The 16,270-nt window shown below is 63.5% G+C and carries 18 protein-coding genes, 3 tRNA genes and 1 pseudogene; 12 read left to right on the top strand and 10 right to left on the bottom strand.

The window, feature by feature from the left end:
* Nucleotides 1-74: 74 nt before the first annotated feature.
* A tRNA-Thr gene (locus VN004_RS22435) sits at nt 75-149 on the bottom strand.
* A 214-nt stretch (nt 150-363) separates the two neighbouring features.
* Nucleotides 364-558, bottom strand: a complete 195-nt coding sequence (locus tag VN004_RS22430; protein WP_325614538.1) for a hypothetical protein — start codon at nt 556-558, stop codon at nt 364-366.
* Between the two features lie 386 nt (nt 559-944).
* Between VN004_RS22430 and murA the strand changes: the two genes are divergently transcribed.
* The 3 genes from murA to VN004_RS22415 all read left to right on the top strand — a co-directional run bounded on the left by murA (nt 945) and on the right by VN004_RS22415 (nt 3,245).
* Nucleotides 945-2,237, top strand: coding sequence for a UDP-N-acetylglucosamine 1-carboxyvinyltransferase (gene murA, locus VN004_RS22425; RefSeq protein ID WP_325614536.1), 1,293 nt, complete (start codon nt 945-947; stop codon nt 2,235-2,237).
* Nucleotides 2,238-2,360: 123 nt separating this feature from the next.
* Complete coding sequence (locus VN004_RS22420; RefSeq protein ID WP_325614533.1) at nt 2,361-2,816, top strand: DUF2948 family protein; 456 nt, start codon at nt 2,361-2,363, stop codon at nt 2,814-2,816.
* Between the two features lie 288 nt (nt 2,817-3,104).
* Complete coding sequence (locus tag VN004_RS22415; protein WP_325614531.1) at nt 3,105-3,245, top strand: hypothetical protein; 141 nt, start codon at nt 3,105-3,107, stop codon at nt 3,243-3,245.
* 80 nt (nt 3,246-3,325) lie between these two features.
* Here the strand turns inward: VN004_RS22415 and VN004_RS22410 are convergent, their stop codons facing one another.
* Nucleotides 3,326-4,027 carry a glutathione S-transferase family protein gene (locus VN004_RS22410; protein ID WP_325614529.1) on the bottom strand — a complete coding sequence of 234 codons (702 nt, stop codon included), beginning with the start codon at nt 4,025-4,027 and terminating at the stop codon, nt 3,326-3,328.
* Between the two features lie 151 nt (nt 4,028-4,178).
* Between VN004_RS22410 and VN004_RS22405 the strand changes: the two genes are divergently transcribed.
* On the top strand, nt 4,179-4,982 hold the full coding sequence (locus VN004_RS22405) for an undecaprenyl-diphosphate phosphatase (RefSeq protein ID WP_325614527.1): 804 nt from the start codon (nt 4,179-4,181) through the stop codon (nt 4,980-4,982).
* A 6-nt stretch (nt 4,983-4,988) separates the two neighbouring features.
* Here the strand turns inward: VN004_RS22405 and VN004_RS22400 are convergent, their stop codons facing one another.
* A complete protein-coding gene (locus VN004_RS22400) occupies nt 4,989-5,963 on the bottom strand; it encodes a complex I NDUFA9 subunit family protein (protein WP_325614525.1) in 975 nt (324 codons plus the stop codon).
* A gap of 120 nt (nt 5,964-6,083) precedes the next feature.
* On the opposite strand from VN004_RS22400, the gene VN004_RS22395 reads away from it, so the two are divergent.
* From VN004_RS22395 to ptsN, 7 genes are all read left to right on the top strand, one after another.
* Nucleotides 6,084-6,168, top strand: a tRNA-Leu gene (locus VN004_RS22395).
* A gap of 22 nt (nt 6,169-6,190) precedes the next feature.
* The gene (locus tag VN004_RS22390) at nt 6,191-6,805 is read left to right on the top strand and encodes a ribonuclease D (RefSeq protein ID WP_325614523.1); all 615 of its coding nucleotides are present in this window, start codon (nt 6,191-6,193) and stop codon (nt 6,803-6,805) included.
* 105 nt (nt 6,806-6,910) lie between these two features.
* Entirely contained in the window at nt 6,911-7,627 is a 717-nt protein-coding gene (lptC, locus tag VN004_RS22385; protein ID WP_325614521.1) for an LPS export ABC transporter periplasmic protein LptC, read from the top strand.
* Nucleotides 7,624-8,337 carry an LptA/OstA family protein gene (locus tag VN004_RS22380; RefSeq protein WP_325614519.1) on the top strand — a complete coding sequence of 238 codons (714 nt, stop codon included), beginning with the start codon at nt 7,624-7,626 and terminating at the stop codon, nt 8,335-8,337. The genes lptC and VN004_RS22380 overlap by 4 nt, the downstream gene beginning before the upstream one ends.
* A gap of 226 nt (nt 8,338-8,563) precedes the next feature.
* Nucleotides 8,564-9,712 (top strand): LPS export ABC transporter ATP-binding protein, encoded by a 1,149-nt coding sequence (gene lptB, locus VN004_RS22375; protein ID WP_325614517.1) that lies wholly within the window; start codon nt 8,564-8,566, stop codon nt 9,710-9,712.
* Nucleotides 9,713-9,846: 134 nt separating this feature from the next.
* On the top strand, nt 9,847-11,373 hold the full coding sequence (gene rpoN / locus VN004_RS22370) for an RNA polymerase factor sigma-54 (RefSeq protein WP_325614514.1): 1,527 nt from the start codon (nt 9,847-9,849) through the stop codon (nt 11,371-11,373).
* A 158-nt stretch (nt 11,374-11,531) separates the two neighbouring features.
* Entirely contained in the window at nt 11,532-11,990 is a 459-nt protein-coding gene (gene ptsN / locus VN004_RS22365; RefSeq protein ID WP_325614512.1) for a PTS IIA-like nitrogen regulatory protein PtsN, read from the top strand.
* A gap of 24 nt (nt 11,991-12,014) precedes the next feature.
* On the opposite strand, the gene VN004_RS22360 is transcribed toward ptsN, so the two are convergent.
* The 6 genes from VN004_RS22360 to VN004_RS22335 all read right to left on the bottom strand — a co-directional run bounded on the left by VN004_RS22360 (nt 12,015) and on the right by VN004_RS22335 (nt 15,476).
* The gene (locus tag VN004_RS22360) at nt 12,015-12,323 is read right to left on the bottom strand and encodes a DUF1150 family protein (protein WP_325614510.1); all 309 of its coding nucleotides are present in this window, start codon (nt 12,321-12,323) and stop codon (nt 12,015-12,017) included.
* A gap of 132 nt (nt 12,324-12,455) precedes the next feature.
* Entirely contained in the window at nt 12,456-12,716 is a 261-nt protein-coding gene (locus tag VN004_RS22355) for a DUF1150 domain-containing protein (protein WP_325614508.1), read from the bottom strand.
* Nucleotides 12,717-12,807: 91 nt separating this feature from the next.
* Nucleotides 12,808-13,233, bottom strand: a complete 426-nt coding sequence (locus tag VN004_RS22350) for an Hsp20 family protein (RefSeq protein WP_325614506.1) — start codon at nt 13,231-13,233, stop codon at nt 12,808-12,810.
* A 201-nt stretch (nt 13,234-13,434) separates the two neighbouring features.
* On the bottom strand, nt 13,435-14,745 hold the full coding sequence (gene ugpB, locus VN004_RS22345) for a sn-glycerol-3-phosphate ABC transporter substrate-binding protein UgpB (protein WP_325614504.1): 1,311 nt from the start codon (nt 14,743-14,745) through the stop codon (nt 13,435-13,437).
* Nucleotides 14,746-14,945: 200 nt separating this feature from the next.
* A tRNA-Ala gene (locus VN004_RS22340) sits at nt 14,946-15,021 on the bottom strand.
* A gap of 56 nt (nt 15,022-15,077) precedes the next feature.
* On the bottom strand, nt 15,078-15,476 hold the full coding sequence (locus VN004_RS22335; protein WP_325614503.1) for a TIGR02300 family protein: 399 nt from the start codon (nt 15,474-15,476) through the stop codon (nt 15,078-15,080).
* A gap of 191 nt (nt 15,477-15,667) precedes the next feature.
* Here VN004_RS22335 and VN004_RS22330 point away from each other — a divergent pair.
* Nucleotides 15,668-16,270: pseudogene (locus tag VN004_RS22330) on the top strand (3-phosphoshikimate 1-carboxyvinyltransferase); the annotation flags it as partial.

Genomic DNA, 16,270 nt, shown 5'->3' with positions numbered 1-16,270 from the left:
TTAACGCGCAGTAAACCTGCCGCATTTTGAGGCGGTGAAAGGGCAGGCAGGTCTTACGACGATGATGGCGACGATGGTGCTGCCGGACAGGATTGAACTGTCGACCTCTCCCTTACCAAGGGAGTGCTCTACCACTGAGCTACGGCAGCTTTGCTGACGACCCCGGCGTCTCGGGGCGATCGGTGCAAAAGGGCGCATGGCAGGACCGAAAAGGCCGCCTGCGCCGCGGCGTTAATAGCCGCCGGGAGGTGAGGCGGCAAGCATCGCGGCAGGGTTTTTGCGGGAGAACCCGGTCAGGGGCGGCTCTTTTGCCAGAAGGGTGCTCCCGCGGCGTCAGGTGGTCCCCCCCGATCGGGTCGCCGCTCACCAGGTCCCGCGCCGGTCGCAATCGCGCGCGAAGGGCCGCTGGCTGCAATCGGGCAACCCGGATGGATTTATGGTCGATGCGGCCGGTGCCTGGGTCCGGGCCTGCGGGCGCTTTCTGGTTTGCGCCATCGCGTCGGCCAACGCCCCTGCGACGAGCAGTCCGGCGAGGACCAGTTTCAAGGCTATCCGCATCGTTTTCTCTCCTCAATCGACAGGCGGTCAGCTAGGGCGTCGCCGGCCGCGTTGCATTCGCAATATCGTGAGCCTCGCCGAAACGATGCATGCCGGGCCGGCACTCCGTGCGCCCCTTGCCTCTCACTCGGTTTTCGGCTTTGTCCGGCCCTATGGAGAAGAACACCGGACCTGCTCCAAACGACCAGCGAAAAGAGCGCCTCGCGAAGGCTCTGCGAGACAATCTGCGGCGGCGCAAGGCGCAGATTCGGGAGCGCGCGGCCGGCGCGGACCGCGATGAGGGCGGTGGCGCCGAGTCCGAATCGCGGGGCTGAGCCGTCCAGATTCCGTCCCAAGGGCGGATTATTGCGATAGAATAACCAGTCGCGTCCGTTCGTGGGGGTAACATGGATCGCATTCGCATCACCGGAGGCAGGCCTCTGGAGGGGAATATCCAGATTTCCGGGGCCAAGAACGCCGCCCTGCCTTTGATGATTGCGAGTCTCCTGACCGAGGACATGCTGATCCTCGAAAATGTCCCGCATCTCGCGGACGTCGTGCAATTGCAGCGCATCCTCAACAATCACGGCGTCGATGTGATGCTGTCGGGAAAGCGCGCGGGCGAAAGCGACCACGCCGGCCAGACGGTGAAGATTTCCGCGGCCAATATCGTCGACACCATCGCGCCCTATGAACTCGTCTCGAAAATGCGGGCGAGCTTCTGGGTGATCGCGCCGCTGCTTGCGCGCATGGGGGAGGCGAAGGTCTCGTTGCCGGGAGGCTGCGCCATCGGCACGCGCCCCGTCGATCTGTTGCTGATGGCGCTGGAGCGGCTCGGCGCGAAGGTCGATATCGACGCGGGTTATGCCGTCGCCAAGGCGCCCGCGGGCGGGTTGCGCGGCGGGGACATCGTGTTTCCGAAAGTCACGGTCGGAGGCACCCATGTCGCCATCATGGCGGCCTCGCTCGCCAACGGGACGACGGTGATCGAAAACGCCGCGCAGGAGCCGGAAGTCAAGGACGTCGCGGATTGCCTCATCAAGATGGGCGCCAGGATTTCGGGTGCCGGTACGCCACGCATCGAGATCGAGGGCGTCTCGCGCCTTGGTCCGGCGCGGCACAGTGTGCTGCCCGACCGCATCGAAACCGGCACCTATGCCATGGCGGTCGCGATGACCGGTGGCGACGTCACGCTGGAAGGCGCGCGTCCGGAATTGCTGCAGAGTGCGCTCGATGTGCTCAGCCAGGTGGGCGCGGATGTCACCGTGTCCAATACCGGCATAAGGGTGGCGCGCAATGGCGGCGGGCTCGGCCCGGTCGATGTGACGACCGAGCCATTCCCCGGATTTCCGACCGATCTGCAGGCTCAGCTGATGGCGCTGATGACCAAGGCCAAGGGCACCTCGCGCATCACCGAGACCATCTTTGAAAACCGCTTCATGCATGTGCAGGAGCTGGCGCGGCTTGGTGCCCGTATCTCGCTTGACGGGCAGGAGGCGACGATCGAGGGCGTGGATCGGCTGCGCGGCGCGCCGGTGATGGCGACCGATTTGCGGGCCTCCGTGTCCCTTGTGATTGCCGCCCTTGCTGCCGAAGGCGAGACCATCGTGAACCGGGTCTATCACCTCGACCGCGGTTTTGAGCGCCTCGAAGAGAAGCTCAATGCGTGCGGGGCCATGGTCGAGCGGATCAGCGCTTAACCGCAAGGGCCGGGGGCCTGTTTATTCCTGTCCGTGGCCCCCTTGCGACATTATGGCTGTTTGCCTAATTAGCCTTCAGGGCGAATTTTCGAATTCTTTGCGACCGACCGAAAAGGCCGTGTCATGGACATGCTGAAACTCATCGCGCTCGATCGCGAGGATCTGGAAATCGTATCCGCTCATCTTCAGGATGCGGTGGTGAAGATCGGCGAGGTACTCTGGCGGCCCAACGAAAACCGGGTTGTGATCGCTCTGAACCGGTTCGACTGGGAAGCCGCGGTTGGCGAAAGGCCGGAATGGCGACGTCGGCGCGCCGCGCTCCGCTTCGATCGTGTTCTGTCCTGCAAATGCAAGAGTCTCGATTGCTCCGCCAAGGAGCAGGTACTCAACCTCCTCGCCGTCGAATTCCATGAGACCGATGCACCCGGCGGTGTCGTCACCTTGTCATTCTCGGGCGGTGGCGCTTTGCGGCTCGACGTCGAATGCCTCGAAGTCGAAGTCGTCGATCTCGGTCCGGTCTGGCAGGCTGCGCGGTGCCCCGAGCACAAGACGATCGACGGCGAGATCGCGCGGGCGTGATCCGCATTCTTTCGCGTTGAGCGCCTGACGCAAGCCGGGCGCGACATCGCTCTTCGCCCTCATTTTCCTATTGTCGATTCACACGCACTTGTGTCGTGCGCGCTACATGCGCGCGCTATTTGAAATGCTCGCGCCAACATTCGCGCGAATCGAGCCATGATGCGGTCATCCTGAAAGAGTTTAACGAAACCTTCGCTTTTGAACGCTAACTTTGTCGCATGCGTGCAACTGCGTGAACCGGACTTGAACCATGCGGGGCCGGACCGCGCCAACGACACGAACAAACCGATGATCTACAAGCTCGCCGCCGCGCTGCACTGGCTCATCCTGCGACTGAAGGGCCACAACAGATACCGTCCCGAACGGCACTATATGCGCGGGCCCGGCCCGAAGGCGCGGGCGATGGCCGCAGCGCACGACCGCGGCTGAGGCGTATTCGGGTTTTCACAGAAGGCAGCCGCCCTCACGCAATCGTCCCCGCGAAAGCAGGGACCGACATTGCGTGCGGATCAAAAATCCGGATCGGCGTAATGCGGCGCCGGCGGCAATGCGCCGGAGACCTCGGCGAGGATCGGGCGGAAGGACGGTCGGGACTTCATCCGGGCATACCAGTGCTTGGCGTACTGGGTTTCGGCCCAGGGAACGTCACCGAGGTAATCCACCACCGAGAGATGAGCCGCTGCAGCGAGGTCTGCGAAGGTGAGCCGGTCGCCCGCCAGCCAGTCGCGCTGTCCGGTGAGCCAGTCGATATAGGCGAGGTGGTACCGGATATTCTTGCGGGCCGCGCGCATGACGTCGGTGTCGGGGGGGCCGCCGCCCTGTTCGGGCGTCATGAAGCGCTTGTGCAGCCGCTCATTGGCAAGCGGCAACGACACCTCGGCCGCGAACTTCTCCGCGAACCAGGCGAGAAGGCGCCGGACTTCGACGCGCTGCTGCGGGCTCGCGCCGATCAGGTTGCGGTCCCGAACGCCGTCGCCGAGCGAGGGGTGCATTTCGGACAGGAATTCCGCGATCACGTTGGGGCCCGGCACCGCCGGAAACCCTTCGGCGATCAAGACGGGCGTTTGGCCGGCCGGGTTGAGGATCAGGAATTCCTCTCGGCGCTCCCAGACCCGTTCCTCGACAAGTTCGGTTTCAAGATCGAATTCCGCGATCGCCAGACGCGCGAAGCGGGAATGCGGGCAAAACGGGTGGTGGAGGAGGGTCAGCATCCGGCCTTCGAATCATGACAGGGTCGCCGCGGATATTGCTGTAAAAAGCGGCGAAGTGTTGTGAGTTTGGAAATTTCATTGCCGGAACGGCGGGTTCGGTTCACAAAAGCGCGGCCCGCGTGAGTCCGGACGCGGGGTGGGGCATATCAGCATGAGCGATCTGATCAAGGCGGCCATCCTCGGCATCGTCGAGGGCCTGACCGAATTTCTGCCCGTGTCGTCGACCGGCCACCTGCTGATCCTGCAGCGGTTCCTGGGCTTTTCCGACGACGAGTTCGGGAAGACCTTCGTCGTGTTGATTCAGCTCGGCGCGATCCTGGCCATCCTGTCGATCTACTTCGCCAAGCTCTGGCGCATCGCCATCGGCGCGCTGTCCGATCCCGGCGCTCGACGCTTCGTGATCGGCGTCCTGATCGCCTTTCTGCCCGCCGCCCTGATCGGGGCCGCGATGCATTCGGTCATCAAGGCCTATCTCTTCAACGTGTGGGTGGTCTGTTTCACCCTGATCGCCGGCGGTGCCGTCCTTCTTTGGGTGGACGACATGGATCTACGGCCCAAATACAACGACGCGATGCAGTTCTCGCTGCCGATGTGCCTGATCATCGGCATTTGCCAGTGCTTCGCGATGATACCGGGGGTGTCGCGGTCCGGCGCGACCATCGTGTCGGCGATGCTGCTCGGCGCCGACAAGCGATCGGCCGCCGAGTTCTCGTTCTTCCTCGCGATGCCAACGATGGCCGGAGCCTTTACCCTCGATCTGATCAAGAATCACGATCAGATGACGTCGCACAATCTGCTTCTGGTCGGGATCGGTTTCGTCTGCTCGTTCGTCGCCGGCTTCTTCGTGGTCAAGACCTTCCTCGACTACGTCTCGCGGCACGGTTTTGCGCTGTTCGCCTGGTGGCGCGTCGTGGTCGGGACTCTCGGTCTGTTGCTGCTGGCGATCGGCTTCTGACCGCGCTCAGGCGTAGCGGTTGGTACGGAACTGCCCGGTCTTGCGGAAGCGCCAGAGATAGCTCGGCACGACAGCCTGATACGCAGCCGGCGTGATGCCCAGTCCCTGCAGCGTGCGGTGATCCCTGATCGCGTGCTCCGACACCACATTGTCGGTGCGCAGCAATTCAACCTGGTCCGGCGTCAGCGGCGGGTTGGGCAGGAATTGCAGAAACCACGCCTGGATCTTGGCGAGCGTGAACGGCACCGGCACAAGCATCCGCGAGCGCCCGGTTTCGGCAAGGACGTATTCCATGATCTCGCGCATGGTACGCACTTCGGGGCCGCCGAATTCGTACGTCTTTCCGGCGCCCTCACCGGTTTCGACGAGATTGGCGATGGCCTCTCCGACATCCGCGGCATAGACCGGCTGGAAGCGCGTATGCCCGCCGCCGACCAGCGGCAGCGCCGGAAGGAAACGCGCCAGCGATCCGAAGCGGTTGAAAAAATCGTCCTCCGGGCCGAACACGACCGAAGGCCGCACGATCACGGCGTCCGGCAAGACCGCGTGCACCGCCTGCTCGCCGCGGGCCTTCGACTGGGCGTAGAGCGACGGCGAATGCTCGTCCGCGCCAATAGCTGAGGTGTGAATCAGCCGCGCGCCATGGGCATGGGCCGCTTTGGCGACCTGCTCGGCGCCGAGATGCTGCACGACGTCGAACCGCTGCCGGCCGCGTTCGAACAGGATTCCGACCAGGTTGATGACCACCGACGCGTCACGGACCGCCGCTTCCACCGAGGCCGGATAGCGCAGATTGGCCTGCACGGCGTGGATCTGGCCCACGGTGCCGAGCGGCTGCAGATGGCCCGCCAGCTCGGGCCGGCGCACCGCGACGCGGATCCGGAAGCGCCGCTTCGCCAGTGCCCGTACCACATGGCGGCCCAGAAATCCCGAACCGCCGAAAACCGTAACCAGTGTGTCGGAATTGGTCTGAAGGGCCATGGAAAATTGCCTTGAAATGCCGCGTCCGATGATCCGTGCGGGATACCGCAAGGTTTCTGCGCTGTATAGGTGTCCCATCGTTGACAATGGCGTACCCCGCCACTTATGTCTCCGCCCGTTGCCCAGGTGGCGGAATTGGTAGACGCGCTGGTTTCAGGTACCAGTGGTGAAAGCCGTGGAGGTTCGAGTCCTCTCCTGGGCACCATCTCTTTCGTCGCGAGACCTGTATGACCATCCGCCTGCATCGCGGCGATCTGCCCGACCTCTCGCGCTACACACACTCGGTCGCGATCGACACCGAAACCCTGGGCCTCAATCCGCATCGAGACCGGCTCTGCGTCGTGCAATTGTCGCCGGGCGACGGTTCGGCCGATGTGGTTCAGATTCCCGCGGGCGGCTGCGAGGCGCCGAATCTGAAGCGGCTGCTCGCCGATCCGGCGATCCTGAAGATTTTCCATTTCGGGCGTTTTGACGTGGCCGTGCTCCTGAAGGCATTCGGCGTCACGACCACCCCTCTCTATTGCACCAAGATCGCTTCGCGCCTGGCGCGCACCTATACCGACCGACACGGATTGAAGGACCTCGTGCGGGAGCTGTTGGGGGTCGACCTGTCCAAGCATCAGCAATCCTCCGACTGGGGCGCCGAAGTCCTCACCGAGCCCCAAATCGCCTATGCCGCGTCGGACGTCCTTTATCTGCACGCGATCAAGGAAAAGCTGGATATGATGCTGGCGCGCGAGGGCCGGACCGAGGTGGCGGAGGCCTGTTTCCGATTCCTGCCGCATCGGGCGCAGCTCGACCTGATGGGCTGGGCGGAAGAGGATATTTTCGCTCACTCCTAGGCCGTCGCCGTGCGGGGGCCATATTCGGACGCGATTTTCCGCCCTTCACCGGCTAGGATGGGCAGCGGGTGACCATCGATTTCGGGGCAGGACCACACGCTACCCATGAACCGCATGCTCGCCGGACCTGACGACTGGGGCCAGCCGGGACAACCCGCCGCCGGGGAGCGGCGCGTGGTGATCGCAGGCGCGCGCCGGCACAGCCGCCGGGTGCGGTTCATGCGCAAGGCGGTGCCGACCTTTCTTGTGGTGACCGTGGTCGGGCTGGTTCTGGCGAATTACCTCAATCCCGCGCGCTGGCTGCGGATACCCACCGAGTTCGGCACATTGGTCATTTCAGGATCGAAGATCACCATGGAATCGCCGCGGCTCGCGGGCTTCACGCGTGATCAGAGGGAATACGAAGTCACCGCGGCGGCGGCTTCGCAGGACACGAAAAATCCGACGATTGTGGAGATGAAGGAAATCACCGGCCGGATCGACATGGAAGACAAGAGCAGGGTGACTCTCACCGCCGTCGAGGGCGTCTTCGATACCAAGGCGGACTTGCTGCAGCTCAATCAGGAAATTCTCATCGTCTCGACGGCCGGATATCAAGGGCGGCTGACCGAAGCCCAGGTCGAAGTGAAGAAGGGGCGCATCGTTTCGGAGAAGCCGGTTCAGATGAAAATGCCGCAGGGTACGCTTGACGCCAATCGCCTCGAGGTGACCGAAACCGGCGCCGTGATCCGGTTTGACGGCGGCGTCGTGATGTGGCTGACGCCTGAAGCGATCAATCGCGGCATGGAATCGCAGGCAGCGAGTCAGGCGAGCGCGCGATGACCTGCTTTCGTGGAGTTGGATGCCGTTCGCTGGCGGTGGCGTTGATCCTGGCGTTTGCCGCTGCGGCTCCGGTGCAAGCGCAAAAGCAAAAGCCGCCGGCGCCGGCGCAGGACGTCGGTGTGCCGAATGCGCTGCAAGGCTTTGCGCGAAACAAGGATGAGCCGGTCAAGATCGAAGCGGCCAGCCTTGAAGTGCGTGACAAGGACAAGATGGCGGTGTTCACCGGAAATGTCGTGGTGACGCAGGGTGACACCGTCATGAAGTGCAAGGAGCTGCGCGTCTTCTACGATCAGGACGATCCGAAAGGCGGCAAGGCGAGCAAGGGCAGCACCATGAAAGCGGCGCAGCCCGGACCGGGCGGACGACAATCGATCCGGCGCCTGGAAGCGCGCGGCGGCGTCGTTGTGACATCGAAAGATCAAACCGCGACTGGTGCCACCGGCATCTTCGAAATGAAGACCAACACCGTCACGCTGGGTGGCGGCGTCGTCATTACGCAAGGCAACAATGTCCTCAAGGGCGAGCGTCTGGTGGTCGATCTGACGACCAACTACGCGAAGGTCGAAGGCGGCCGCGTGCAGGGTCTGTTCTCGACCAGCAAGGAAGACGCGCCGGGTGGGCAACCCGGTCAACCGAAGGAGACTCCAAAGCCCGCACTCCGAACGAAGCCGACAGCACTGCCGTCGTCCGGCCCGTCCGTGACAAACTGAGCCGGCGCGTGCCGTTGCAACCGTGATTTCCACGGACTATCCAGATGATCTGCGGGCGGGCGGCTTGAAATCTTTGTGCGCCAGGTCCGTCGATATCGCCGCCGCCTTCAGAATGCCTGCGATTCAGGTCACCCCGAAACGATGAGATTGCTCTTGTTCTTCGATTGGGGAGTTTGCGTGCGAGCGAGCCGCGTATCGAAACGGATGTCGGATACGGGACATTAGCGTGTTCGATTTCCTGTCGATATTCCGCCGGAAGCGGCCCGGAAAAGCGCGCAAGCGCAAATCCTCCGGCGCGTGGCGGGTCGAACTGGATAAGATCGGCGGGCTCGTCGGCAAGTCCGATGCAAAGCGCGCCGGTGCGCCTCTTTCGGACGCCGATGCGCTGCGGATCGACCCTCTGCGGGACGACGTCCTGGTCAGGCAGCCGGCGCGGCAGGGAGCCCCGGCGGGGCATCCCCTGCACCCGGAAACGGTCAACCAGAATCATTTCAGGCCCGATCCCCCGCAGCGCAGTCGCCTCGACGCGCTCGCAGCCCGGCTTGGGGTCGGTGGCGGGGGCGAATTGGCGGTACGTGGTGCTCCGGACCCCCGCTTTGCGCCGCCGCGTCCACGGCGCCAGGAGCCGATGCAGCAACGGCCGCAGGCGGCGCAGGGCTACCTCGCCGCGCACAGCGTCGAGAAAAGCTTCGGCCCGCGCAAGGTGGTGCGCGGCGCCAGCCTGTTCGTGCGGCGCGGCGAAGCGGTCGGCCTCCTTGGGCCGAACGGCGCCGGCAAGACCACGATTTTCTACATGATCACCGGGCTGATCAAAGCCGACGCCGGCAAGATCGAGCTCGACGGAAACGATGTGACGCCCTTGCCGATGTACCAGCGGGCCCGACTCGGCATCGGCTATTTGCCCCAGGAAGCCTCGATTTTCCGCGGCCTCAATGTCGAGGAGAATATCCGTTCGGTTCTGGAGGTGGTCGAACCCGACCCCAAGCGCCGCGAGCGCGATCTCGATGCGTTGCTGGATGAGTTCAACATCACGCGCTTGCGCAAGTCGCCGTCGATCGCGCTTTCCGGTGGTGAGCGGCGGCGCGTGGAAATTGCGCGCGCGCTGGCGAGCCGGCCGAGCTACATGCTGCTGGACGAGCCCTTTGCCGGCATCGACCCGATTGCGGTCGGCGACATTCAGCAGCTGGTTCGCCATCTGACCTATCGCGGCATCGGGGTGCTGATCACCGACCACAATGTCCGCGAGACGCTGGGGCTGACCGACCGCGCCTACATCATCTATTCGGGCGAGGTGCTGATGGAGGGCCGGGCTGAGGATATCGTGAATAACCCGGATGTCCGCCGGCTCTATCTGGGCGAAGAATTCCGGCTCTGAGCCGCTGGATGCGGCGCATCTGCCCATTTTATAGGCAAATTGCCGAATTTCGGCCTGAAAATGCGGGCCGGGCGGCTTAAGCTTGCGCCTATTTTCCACATGCACAAACCGTGCCGCTGGGCTAGGGAAGCCTCATGGCACTGACGACACGCCTCGAATTCCGGCAGAGCCAGGCTCTGGTGATGACGCCGCAGCTGATGCAAGCCATCAAGCTGCTGCAGCTCTCCAACCTGGACCTCGTCGCCTATGTCGAGGAGGAACTCGAAAAGAACCCGCTGCTCGAACGCGCGAGCGACGACGACGGCGCGCAGCCGCCCGCCGAGGCCGCGGACGCTCCGGCTGACGGGGAGAGCCCCCAGGAATGGCTGGGCGAGGATCTGGCGGTCAGTCGCAACGCCATCGAAGAGGATCTCGGGACCCGGCTGGACAACGTCTTTCCGGAGGATGGCACCAATGTCGCGTCGGCGCGGGCCGAGGACGCGACCGCGGCGCATTCCGAATGGGCCAGTGTCGGTTCGGGAGGCCGTGAAGATGGCGAGTATAATCTCGAAGCCTTCGTTTCGGCCGAGCGAACGCTGGCGGATCATCTCGCCGAGCAATTGTCGCTGACGGTGAGCGACCCCGCTCAGCGCATGATCGGTCAGCACCTGATCGATATGGTCGACGAAACCGGATACCTGACCGGCGATCTCACGGCCGTAGCCGACAAGGTCGGCGCCGATTTGGCGCAGGTTGAGGCGGTCCTTGCGATCCTTCAGGGCTTCGATCCGGCGGGTGTCTGCGCGCGCAACCTGTCCGAATGCCTCGCGATCCAGCTCAAGGAGCTGAACCGCTACGATCCGGCGATGGAAGCGCTGCTGGGCCGTCTCGATCTGTTGGCCAAGCGCGATGTCGCCGCGCTTCGCAAGATCTGCGGCGTCAGCGACGAAGACATTGCGGACATGATCGCGGAGATCAAGCGGCTCAATCCGAAGCCAGGACTCGCATTCGGATCGGCGACGGTGCAGCCCATCGTGCCGGACGTGTTTGTCCGTCCCGCACCCGATGGTTCATTTCGCGTCGAGCTGAATTCCGACACGCTGCCCAAAATTCTTTTGAACCAGGAGTATCACGCAACGGTCTCGAAGACCGCCGCGACACCGACTGACAAGGCTTATCTCGCCGAGAAGCTGCAATCGGCAACATGGCTGATCCGCGCGCTCGACCAGCGCGCACGCACGATCCTGAAAGTGTCGGCGGAAATCGTGAAGCAGCAGGACGCGTTCTTTGCCCATGGCGTGCAGCATCTTCGGCCGCTGAATCTCAAGACGATCGCGGACGCGATTTCGATGCATGAATCCACGGTGTCGCGCGTCACAGCCAACAAATACATGGCGACGACGCGCGGCATCTTCGAACTGAAATACTTCTTCACATCCGCGATCGCGTCCGCTGATGGTGGCGAGGCGCATTCGGCGGAAGCGGTGCGTCACCGCATCAAGAATCTGATCGAAGCGGAGACGGCGAATGACATCCTCTCCGACGACACAATCGTGGAAAAACTCCGCGAGGCTGGAATCGATATCGCAAGGCGCACCGTCGCCAAATATCGCGAAGGCATGCGCATCGCCTCGTCGGTGCAGCGCCGGCGCGAGAAACAGGGCGCGTCGCTCGGCCGCTGAATGTTGCGGCGAGAGAGGAAAAAGCGTGAAATCCGGTCGAGCAGATTGCGGGTCGGGAGCCATTGACGCGGCGCAGGGCCATCCCTATGGTCCGCCCCGCTTCAGCCCCGACAACTTCAACACGATCCTTATACCGGCGGATACGCGGACCGTTTCCAATGGCGCTTAACGATATTGTGGCCGCAAATGCCGTGATTCCGGCCCTCAAGGTCAACGGCAAGAAGCAGGCGATTCAGGAAATTGCGGCGCGTGCGGCCGAACTCACCGGCCTCAGCGAGCGCGTCATTTTCGAAACCTTGCTGCAACGCGAAAAGCTCGGTTCCACCGGCATCGGCCATGGCATCGCTATTCCGCATGGCAAGCTGCCGAAGCTCGAGCGGCTGTTCGGATTGTTCGCCCGTCTCGATCGGCCGATCGATTTCGAGTCGCTCGATGGCCAGCCTGTCGATCTGGTTTTCCTTCTGCTGGCTCCGGAAGGGGCAGGCGCCGATCATCTGAAGGCCTTGGCGCGCGTCGCGCGCTTGCTGCGGGATGCGGATACAGCCAACAAGCTGAGAGATTCGCGCGACGCGGATGCGCTCTATGCGGTGCTGACGCTGACGTCGAGTGCCGCCTGAGAGACTGCTTTCAGCGAAGCGGTGTCAGTGGACGCCCACCGTTTCTAGCTCTTCGTTCTCGGCATTGGCGATCGCCGACTCGCGGCTGTCGGTGACGAGAAGCGGCGTGCCGTCGGCGGCACAGAGCACAAAGACCTCGGCGCCCGGCGCAAGCAGCGGAGCCTCGGGGCAGAAGAATCCGACATCTTCCGAACGGGCCACCCGCACATAAGCAAGATTGCGCCAGGCGAGCGCCGCGATGTCGCGCGCGGAGAGTGTCGCGGCTGGATGACGGCTGACGGATGCGGACATAGCGGTGTCTCCTCTGAAGATTGGACGGTCCGCGATCGTCATCGGTTCAATCCCCGGCTCACATGGCCCCGCTCACACGGCAGTGACTGCGGATCTGAGGCCGGTGATTGCAGACAAAAAAAGCCACGGCCGAGACCGGCCGTGGCTCGCAACAAGGTCCTGGATCGATTGCCGTTAGTGAACGCTGACGGCTTCGAGCTCGTTGGTCCAGGCGTTCGCCACCGCAGCTTCGCGCGTATCGGTTACGAGGATCGGCGTGCCGTCTGCGGCGTGAAGCGCGAAAAGCTGCAATCCCGGCTGCATCTGCGGCGCCTGCGGATAAAGCTCATGTACATTCTCGGATTTGATCGGCTTCACATACGCGATCTTGCCTCCGCCGAGTACCGCGAAGGCCTGAGACGACATGATCGGCTTTTCGGTGTGTTCGTTGGTCATGTCCGTTACTCCTTCGTCAACTCAAGTTCCCCAATGGTCCGTCGGTTCCGTGCCGATCGTCGCATGTCCGGGATTCTTTCCCCAGATATAGTCACTCATGCGCCGTGATCGAGATGGTCCGCACCGTCCGTGCGGGTTCCGGTCTCGCCAGGTCGATCGACAACAGGCCGTTTTTCAGATCCGCCTGCAGCACCTCCATCCCGTCGGCCAGCACGAAGGTGCGCTGGAACTGGCGGGCGGCGATGCCCCGGTGGATGAATTCGCGCGTCTTGTCCTCGACCTGGCGGCCGCGGATGACGAGCTGGTTCTCCTCGACGCTCACTTCGAGCTGATCGAGGGTGAAGCCGGCCACCGCGAGCGTGATGCGCAGGCGATCGGGATTGCGATCGTCACGTGCAATGCGCTCGATATTGTAAGGGGGATATCCGTCCGCCGCCTTGGTGACGCGGTCGAGCACGCGCTCGATCTCGTCGAAACCCAACAGGAACGGGCTGGACAACGAAGGCATTCTGGACATCTCAAAGCCCTTTCCAGCGACTTTGACGGGGCCCAAAAGAGGCACCCCCATACATTGTCCCGGCGGACCCGCCGGGACGCCCCTAATATGGGCCGCATTGCGGCCGCTGCAAGAGCCTGAGGGAACCCGGGTTCCCGGGCGGGCCGCCGGGAGGTGTTCCGTGGTGTATGGGTGCGGCAAGGTGCCCCAAAGGTGGGGGCATTATTGGTCCGTGGTCTCGAACCGGATCAGCACCTCGTTGCCGCGCTGGACCGCGTTGTCGAGCGCCGTCTTCGCCGATTTGCGGCCGGCCAGGGCATCTTCGATTTCCTCCTGGATGATGTCCCGGATCACCACATAGGAGCCGAGCCGGAGGCCCCTTGAGTTGGCGGTCGGCGGATTGAGCGTGATCTGGCGGATCGAGATGTCGGTGCCGGGGTTGCGCTCGTAGAAGCCGAGGGCGCGCGTCTGCTCATAGGCCGCATGCGTCGTCGGCAGATAGCCGGTCCATTGATGCCACTGCGCCTGCACTTCGGGCCGCGACAGGAATGACAGGAAGGCGGCGACGCCCTTGTATTCAGCCTCGGGCCGGTCGCGCAGCACCCAAAGCGACCCGCCGCCGATGATCGAGTTTTGCGGCGCGCCCGCGACGTTAGGCCAATAGGGCAGCAGGCCATAGCCGATCTCGAAGCTGGCATTGGCGATGATGTCCGCGCGCGCCGCCGAGGACGAAATCAGGATGCCGCATTCGCTCTTGTAGAATCTGCGCTCGGCGTCGTTGGTGCGGCCGGAATAATCGAACCATCCGTTCTTTTGCCATTCCACCAACGTGGAGAGATGGCCGGTCACCACGAGATTGTTGAATTGCAGACGCGCGCCGGTGCCTCCCATGCCGTTGTCCTGGGAGGCGATCGGCAGATTATGGAAGGCGGAGAAATTCTCGACGTTGATCCAGGACGGCCAGCCGGTGGTGAGGCCGCAGGGAATCTTTTTCTCAGCGAGCTTGCGTGCGGCAGCTTCGACCTCCGGCCAGGTTGCCGGCGCCTTGTCGGGATCGAGGCCGGCGAGACGGAATTGATCCTTGTTGTAATAGAGAATGGGCGTCGACGCATTGAACGGAAACGACAGGAGTTGTCCGTTATCCGAATAATAGCCGGCGACCGCGGGCAGGAATGCGTCCGGCGCAAGCTCCATGCCCTGCTCGCGCATCAGCTGGTGGACCGGATACACGACGCCTTTCGACGCCATCATGGTGGCGGTCGCGACTTCCGCGGCCTGCAGAATGGCCGGATGCTGCTTTGATCGCAGCGCAAACAAGGCCGCGGTCATGGTCTCCGTATAGAGACCCTTGTAGGTCGGAATGACCTTGTAGGCGGATTGCGACAGGTTGAAATCGGACGCGAGGCGTTCGACCTCGCGGCCGAGTTCGCCCGGCATGGCATGCCACCAATGGATCTCGGTCAGCGCGGCGGCCGGACTCGATAATGTGGCCCAGGCTATCGCTGCGACAGCGATCAGACGCGGCATCCGCATGACGCTCCCCCCCAACATGCGAAAGCGCGCACGGCATTTCGCTCCTGCGCGCGCATATGCATTTACCTCCCGGCGCGGAGTGCATCAATTCACGGAGGAGAGAACGGCGGAAAGCTTGTGCTGGCGTCGAAAATAAAAAAGGCCGCCCATGAAGCGGCCTTGCACCGAAGCTTTCACCTGCCGTCCCGAAGGACCGGGATTGGTGGAGCCAGGCGGGATCGAACCGCCGACCTCTTGCATGCCATGCAAGCGCTCTCCCAGCTGAGCTATGGCCCCGTTCCAGTCACCCGCCGCAGCGGGATGCGGGCGGATATCTTACCTTGACCGAAGGATCAAGTCTCGTCGTCCTTCTCGATGCCGTCCCCGATGATATCGGTCACGTCATCGTCGCCTTCTTCGTCTTCGGCGATGAAGGTCGAATCGTCATCGGCCACATCGTCCTCGACTTCGATATCGTCATCGACGGCATCCGGCAGATCGGACTTCTTGCCCTGAGCCTCGGCGTCGGCGTCTTCGAGGGAGACGAATTCGGCGCCCTCGACCTCCACGGTTTCGAGCTCGGGCACGGCCGCTTCCGCCTTTTCCGCGCGGCTGCCACGGGACGTGATCACCGGGGCGATCGGCACGACCTCGCCGGTATAAGGCGAGATGACGGGATCCTTGTTGAGATCGTAGAATTTGCGGCCGGTCACCGGACAGACGCGCTTGGTACCGAGCTCAGGCTTTGCCACGGTCGGAGTTCCCTGAAGAAGCTTTTCGATTGAGCGGGTGAATTGGCGGCTGGGGCGACCAGTGTCAATACCGATTATGCCTCTTCCGGGCGGTTTTCTGGCCCGGTCGGATGACGCCGCGGGCGCCCAATGCTAGGAGAGCCGCCCCTTTCCCTGAAATGATCGATGCCGTGAGCCACGACCTCCCCGCCATGCCCCTGACCGCGCGCCGCTCGCCTGCATTGAAAGGGAGCGCGCGGGTGCCCGGCGACAAATCGATTTCGCATCGCGCATTGATCCTGTCGGCGATGACGGTGGGAGAAACCCGCATTACCGGCCTTCTGGAAGGCGAGGACGTCATCAATACCGCCAAGGTGATGCGGGCGCTCGGTGCGACCGTCGAGCGCACCGGTCCCGGCGCCTGGTCGGTCAGGGGCGTCGGCGTCGCCGGCTTCGCACAGCCCGACCGGCCGCTCGATTTCGGCAATTCCGGTACCGGCTGCCGCCTGGTCATGGGCGCCGTGGCCGGCTGCCCGGTGACGGCGACGTTCGACGGCGATGCTTCGCTGCGCAAACGGCCGATGAAGCGGGTGCTCGACCCGCTGTCCCGGATTGGCGCACGGGCCATCGAGGAAGCCGAGGGGGGACGGCTGCCGCTCACCCTGCAGGGCGCCCGCGATCCGATCCCGATCGAATATGCCCCGCCGGTGGCGTCCGCCCAGCTCAAATCCGCCGTGCTGCTGGCCGGGCTCGCCGCGCCCGGCGAGACCATCGTGATCGAGAAGGAGGCGACCCGCGATCACACCGAGAAGATG

It is taken from the genome of Pseudorhodoplanes sp., assembly GCF_035565855.1.
Classification (GTDB): Bacteria; Pseudomonadota; Alphaproteobacteria; order Rhizobiales; family Xanthobacteraceae; genus Pseudorhodoplanes.
The sequence above is the reverse complement of the archived record's forward strand: the minus strand, read 5'-3'. Positions and strand labels throughout refer to the sequence as shown.

Excerpts from the sequence above, each read along its gene's own strand:
- VN004_RS22430 (WP_325614538.1), bottom strand. The coding sequence starts at position 558 with ATGCGGATAGCCTTGAAACTGGTCCTCGCCGGACTGCTCGTCGCAGGG.
- murA (WP_325614536.1), top strand. The coding sequence starts at position 945 with ATGGATCGCATTCGCATCACCGGAGGCAGGCCTCTGGAGGGGAATATC.
- VN004_RS22420 (WP_325614533.1), top strand. The coding sequence starts at position 2,361 with ATGGACATGCTGAAACTCATCGCGCTCGATCGCGAGGATCTGGAAATC.
- VN004_RS22415 (WP_325614531.1), top strand. The coding sequence starts at position 3,105 with ATGATCTACAAGCTCGCCGCCGCGCTGCACTGGCTCATCCTGCGACTG.
- VN004_RS22410 (WP_325614529.1), bottom strand. The coding sequence starts at position 4,027 with ATGCTGACCCTCCTCCACCACCCGTTTTGCCCGCATTCCCGCTTCGCG.
- VN004_RS22405 (WP_325614527.1), top strand. The coding sequence starts at position 4,179 with ATGAGCGATCTGATCAAGGCGGCCATCCTCGGCATCGTCGAGGGCCTG.
- VN004_RS22400 (WP_325614525.1), bottom strand. The coding sequence starts at position 5,963 with ATGGCCCTTCAGACCAATTCCGACACACTGGTTACGGTTTTCGGCGGT.
- VN004_RS22390 (WP_325614523.1), top strand. The coding sequence starts at position 6,191 with ATGACCATCCGCCTGCATCGCGGCGATCTGCCCGACCTCTCGCGCTAC.
- lptC (WP_325614521.1), top strand. The coding sequence starts at position 6,911 with ATGAACCGCATGCTCGCCGGACCTGACGACTGGGGCCAGCCGGGACAA.
- VN004_RS22380 (WP_325614519.1), top strand. The coding sequence starts at position 7,624 with ATGACCTGCTTTCGTGGAGTTGGATGCCGTTCGCTGGCGGTGGCGTTG.
- rpoN (WP_325614514.1), top strand. The coding sequence starts at position 9,847 with ATGGCACTGACGACACGCCTCGAATTCCGGCAGAGCCAGGCTCTGGTG.
- ptsN (WP_325614512.1), top strand. The coding sequence starts at position 11,532 with ATGGCGCTTAACGATATTGTGGCCGCAAATGCCGTGATTCCGGCCCTC.
- VN004_RS22360 (WP_325614510.1), bottom strand. The coding sequence starts at position 12,323 with ATGACGATCGCGGACCGTCCAATCTTCAGAGGAGACACCGCTATGTCC.
- VN004_RS22355 (WP_325614508.1), bottom strand. The coding sequence starts at position 12,716 with ATGACCAACGAACACACCGAAAAGCCGATCATGTCGTCTCAGGCCTTC.
- VN004_RS22350 (WP_325614506.1), bottom strand. The coding sequence starts at position 13,233 with ATGTCCAGAATGCCTTCGTTGTCCAGCCCGTTCCTGTTGGGTTTCGAC.
- ugpB (WP_325614504.1), bottom strand. The coding sequence starts at position 14,745 with ATGCGGATGCCGCGTCTGATCGCTGTCGCAGCGATAGCCTGGGCCACA.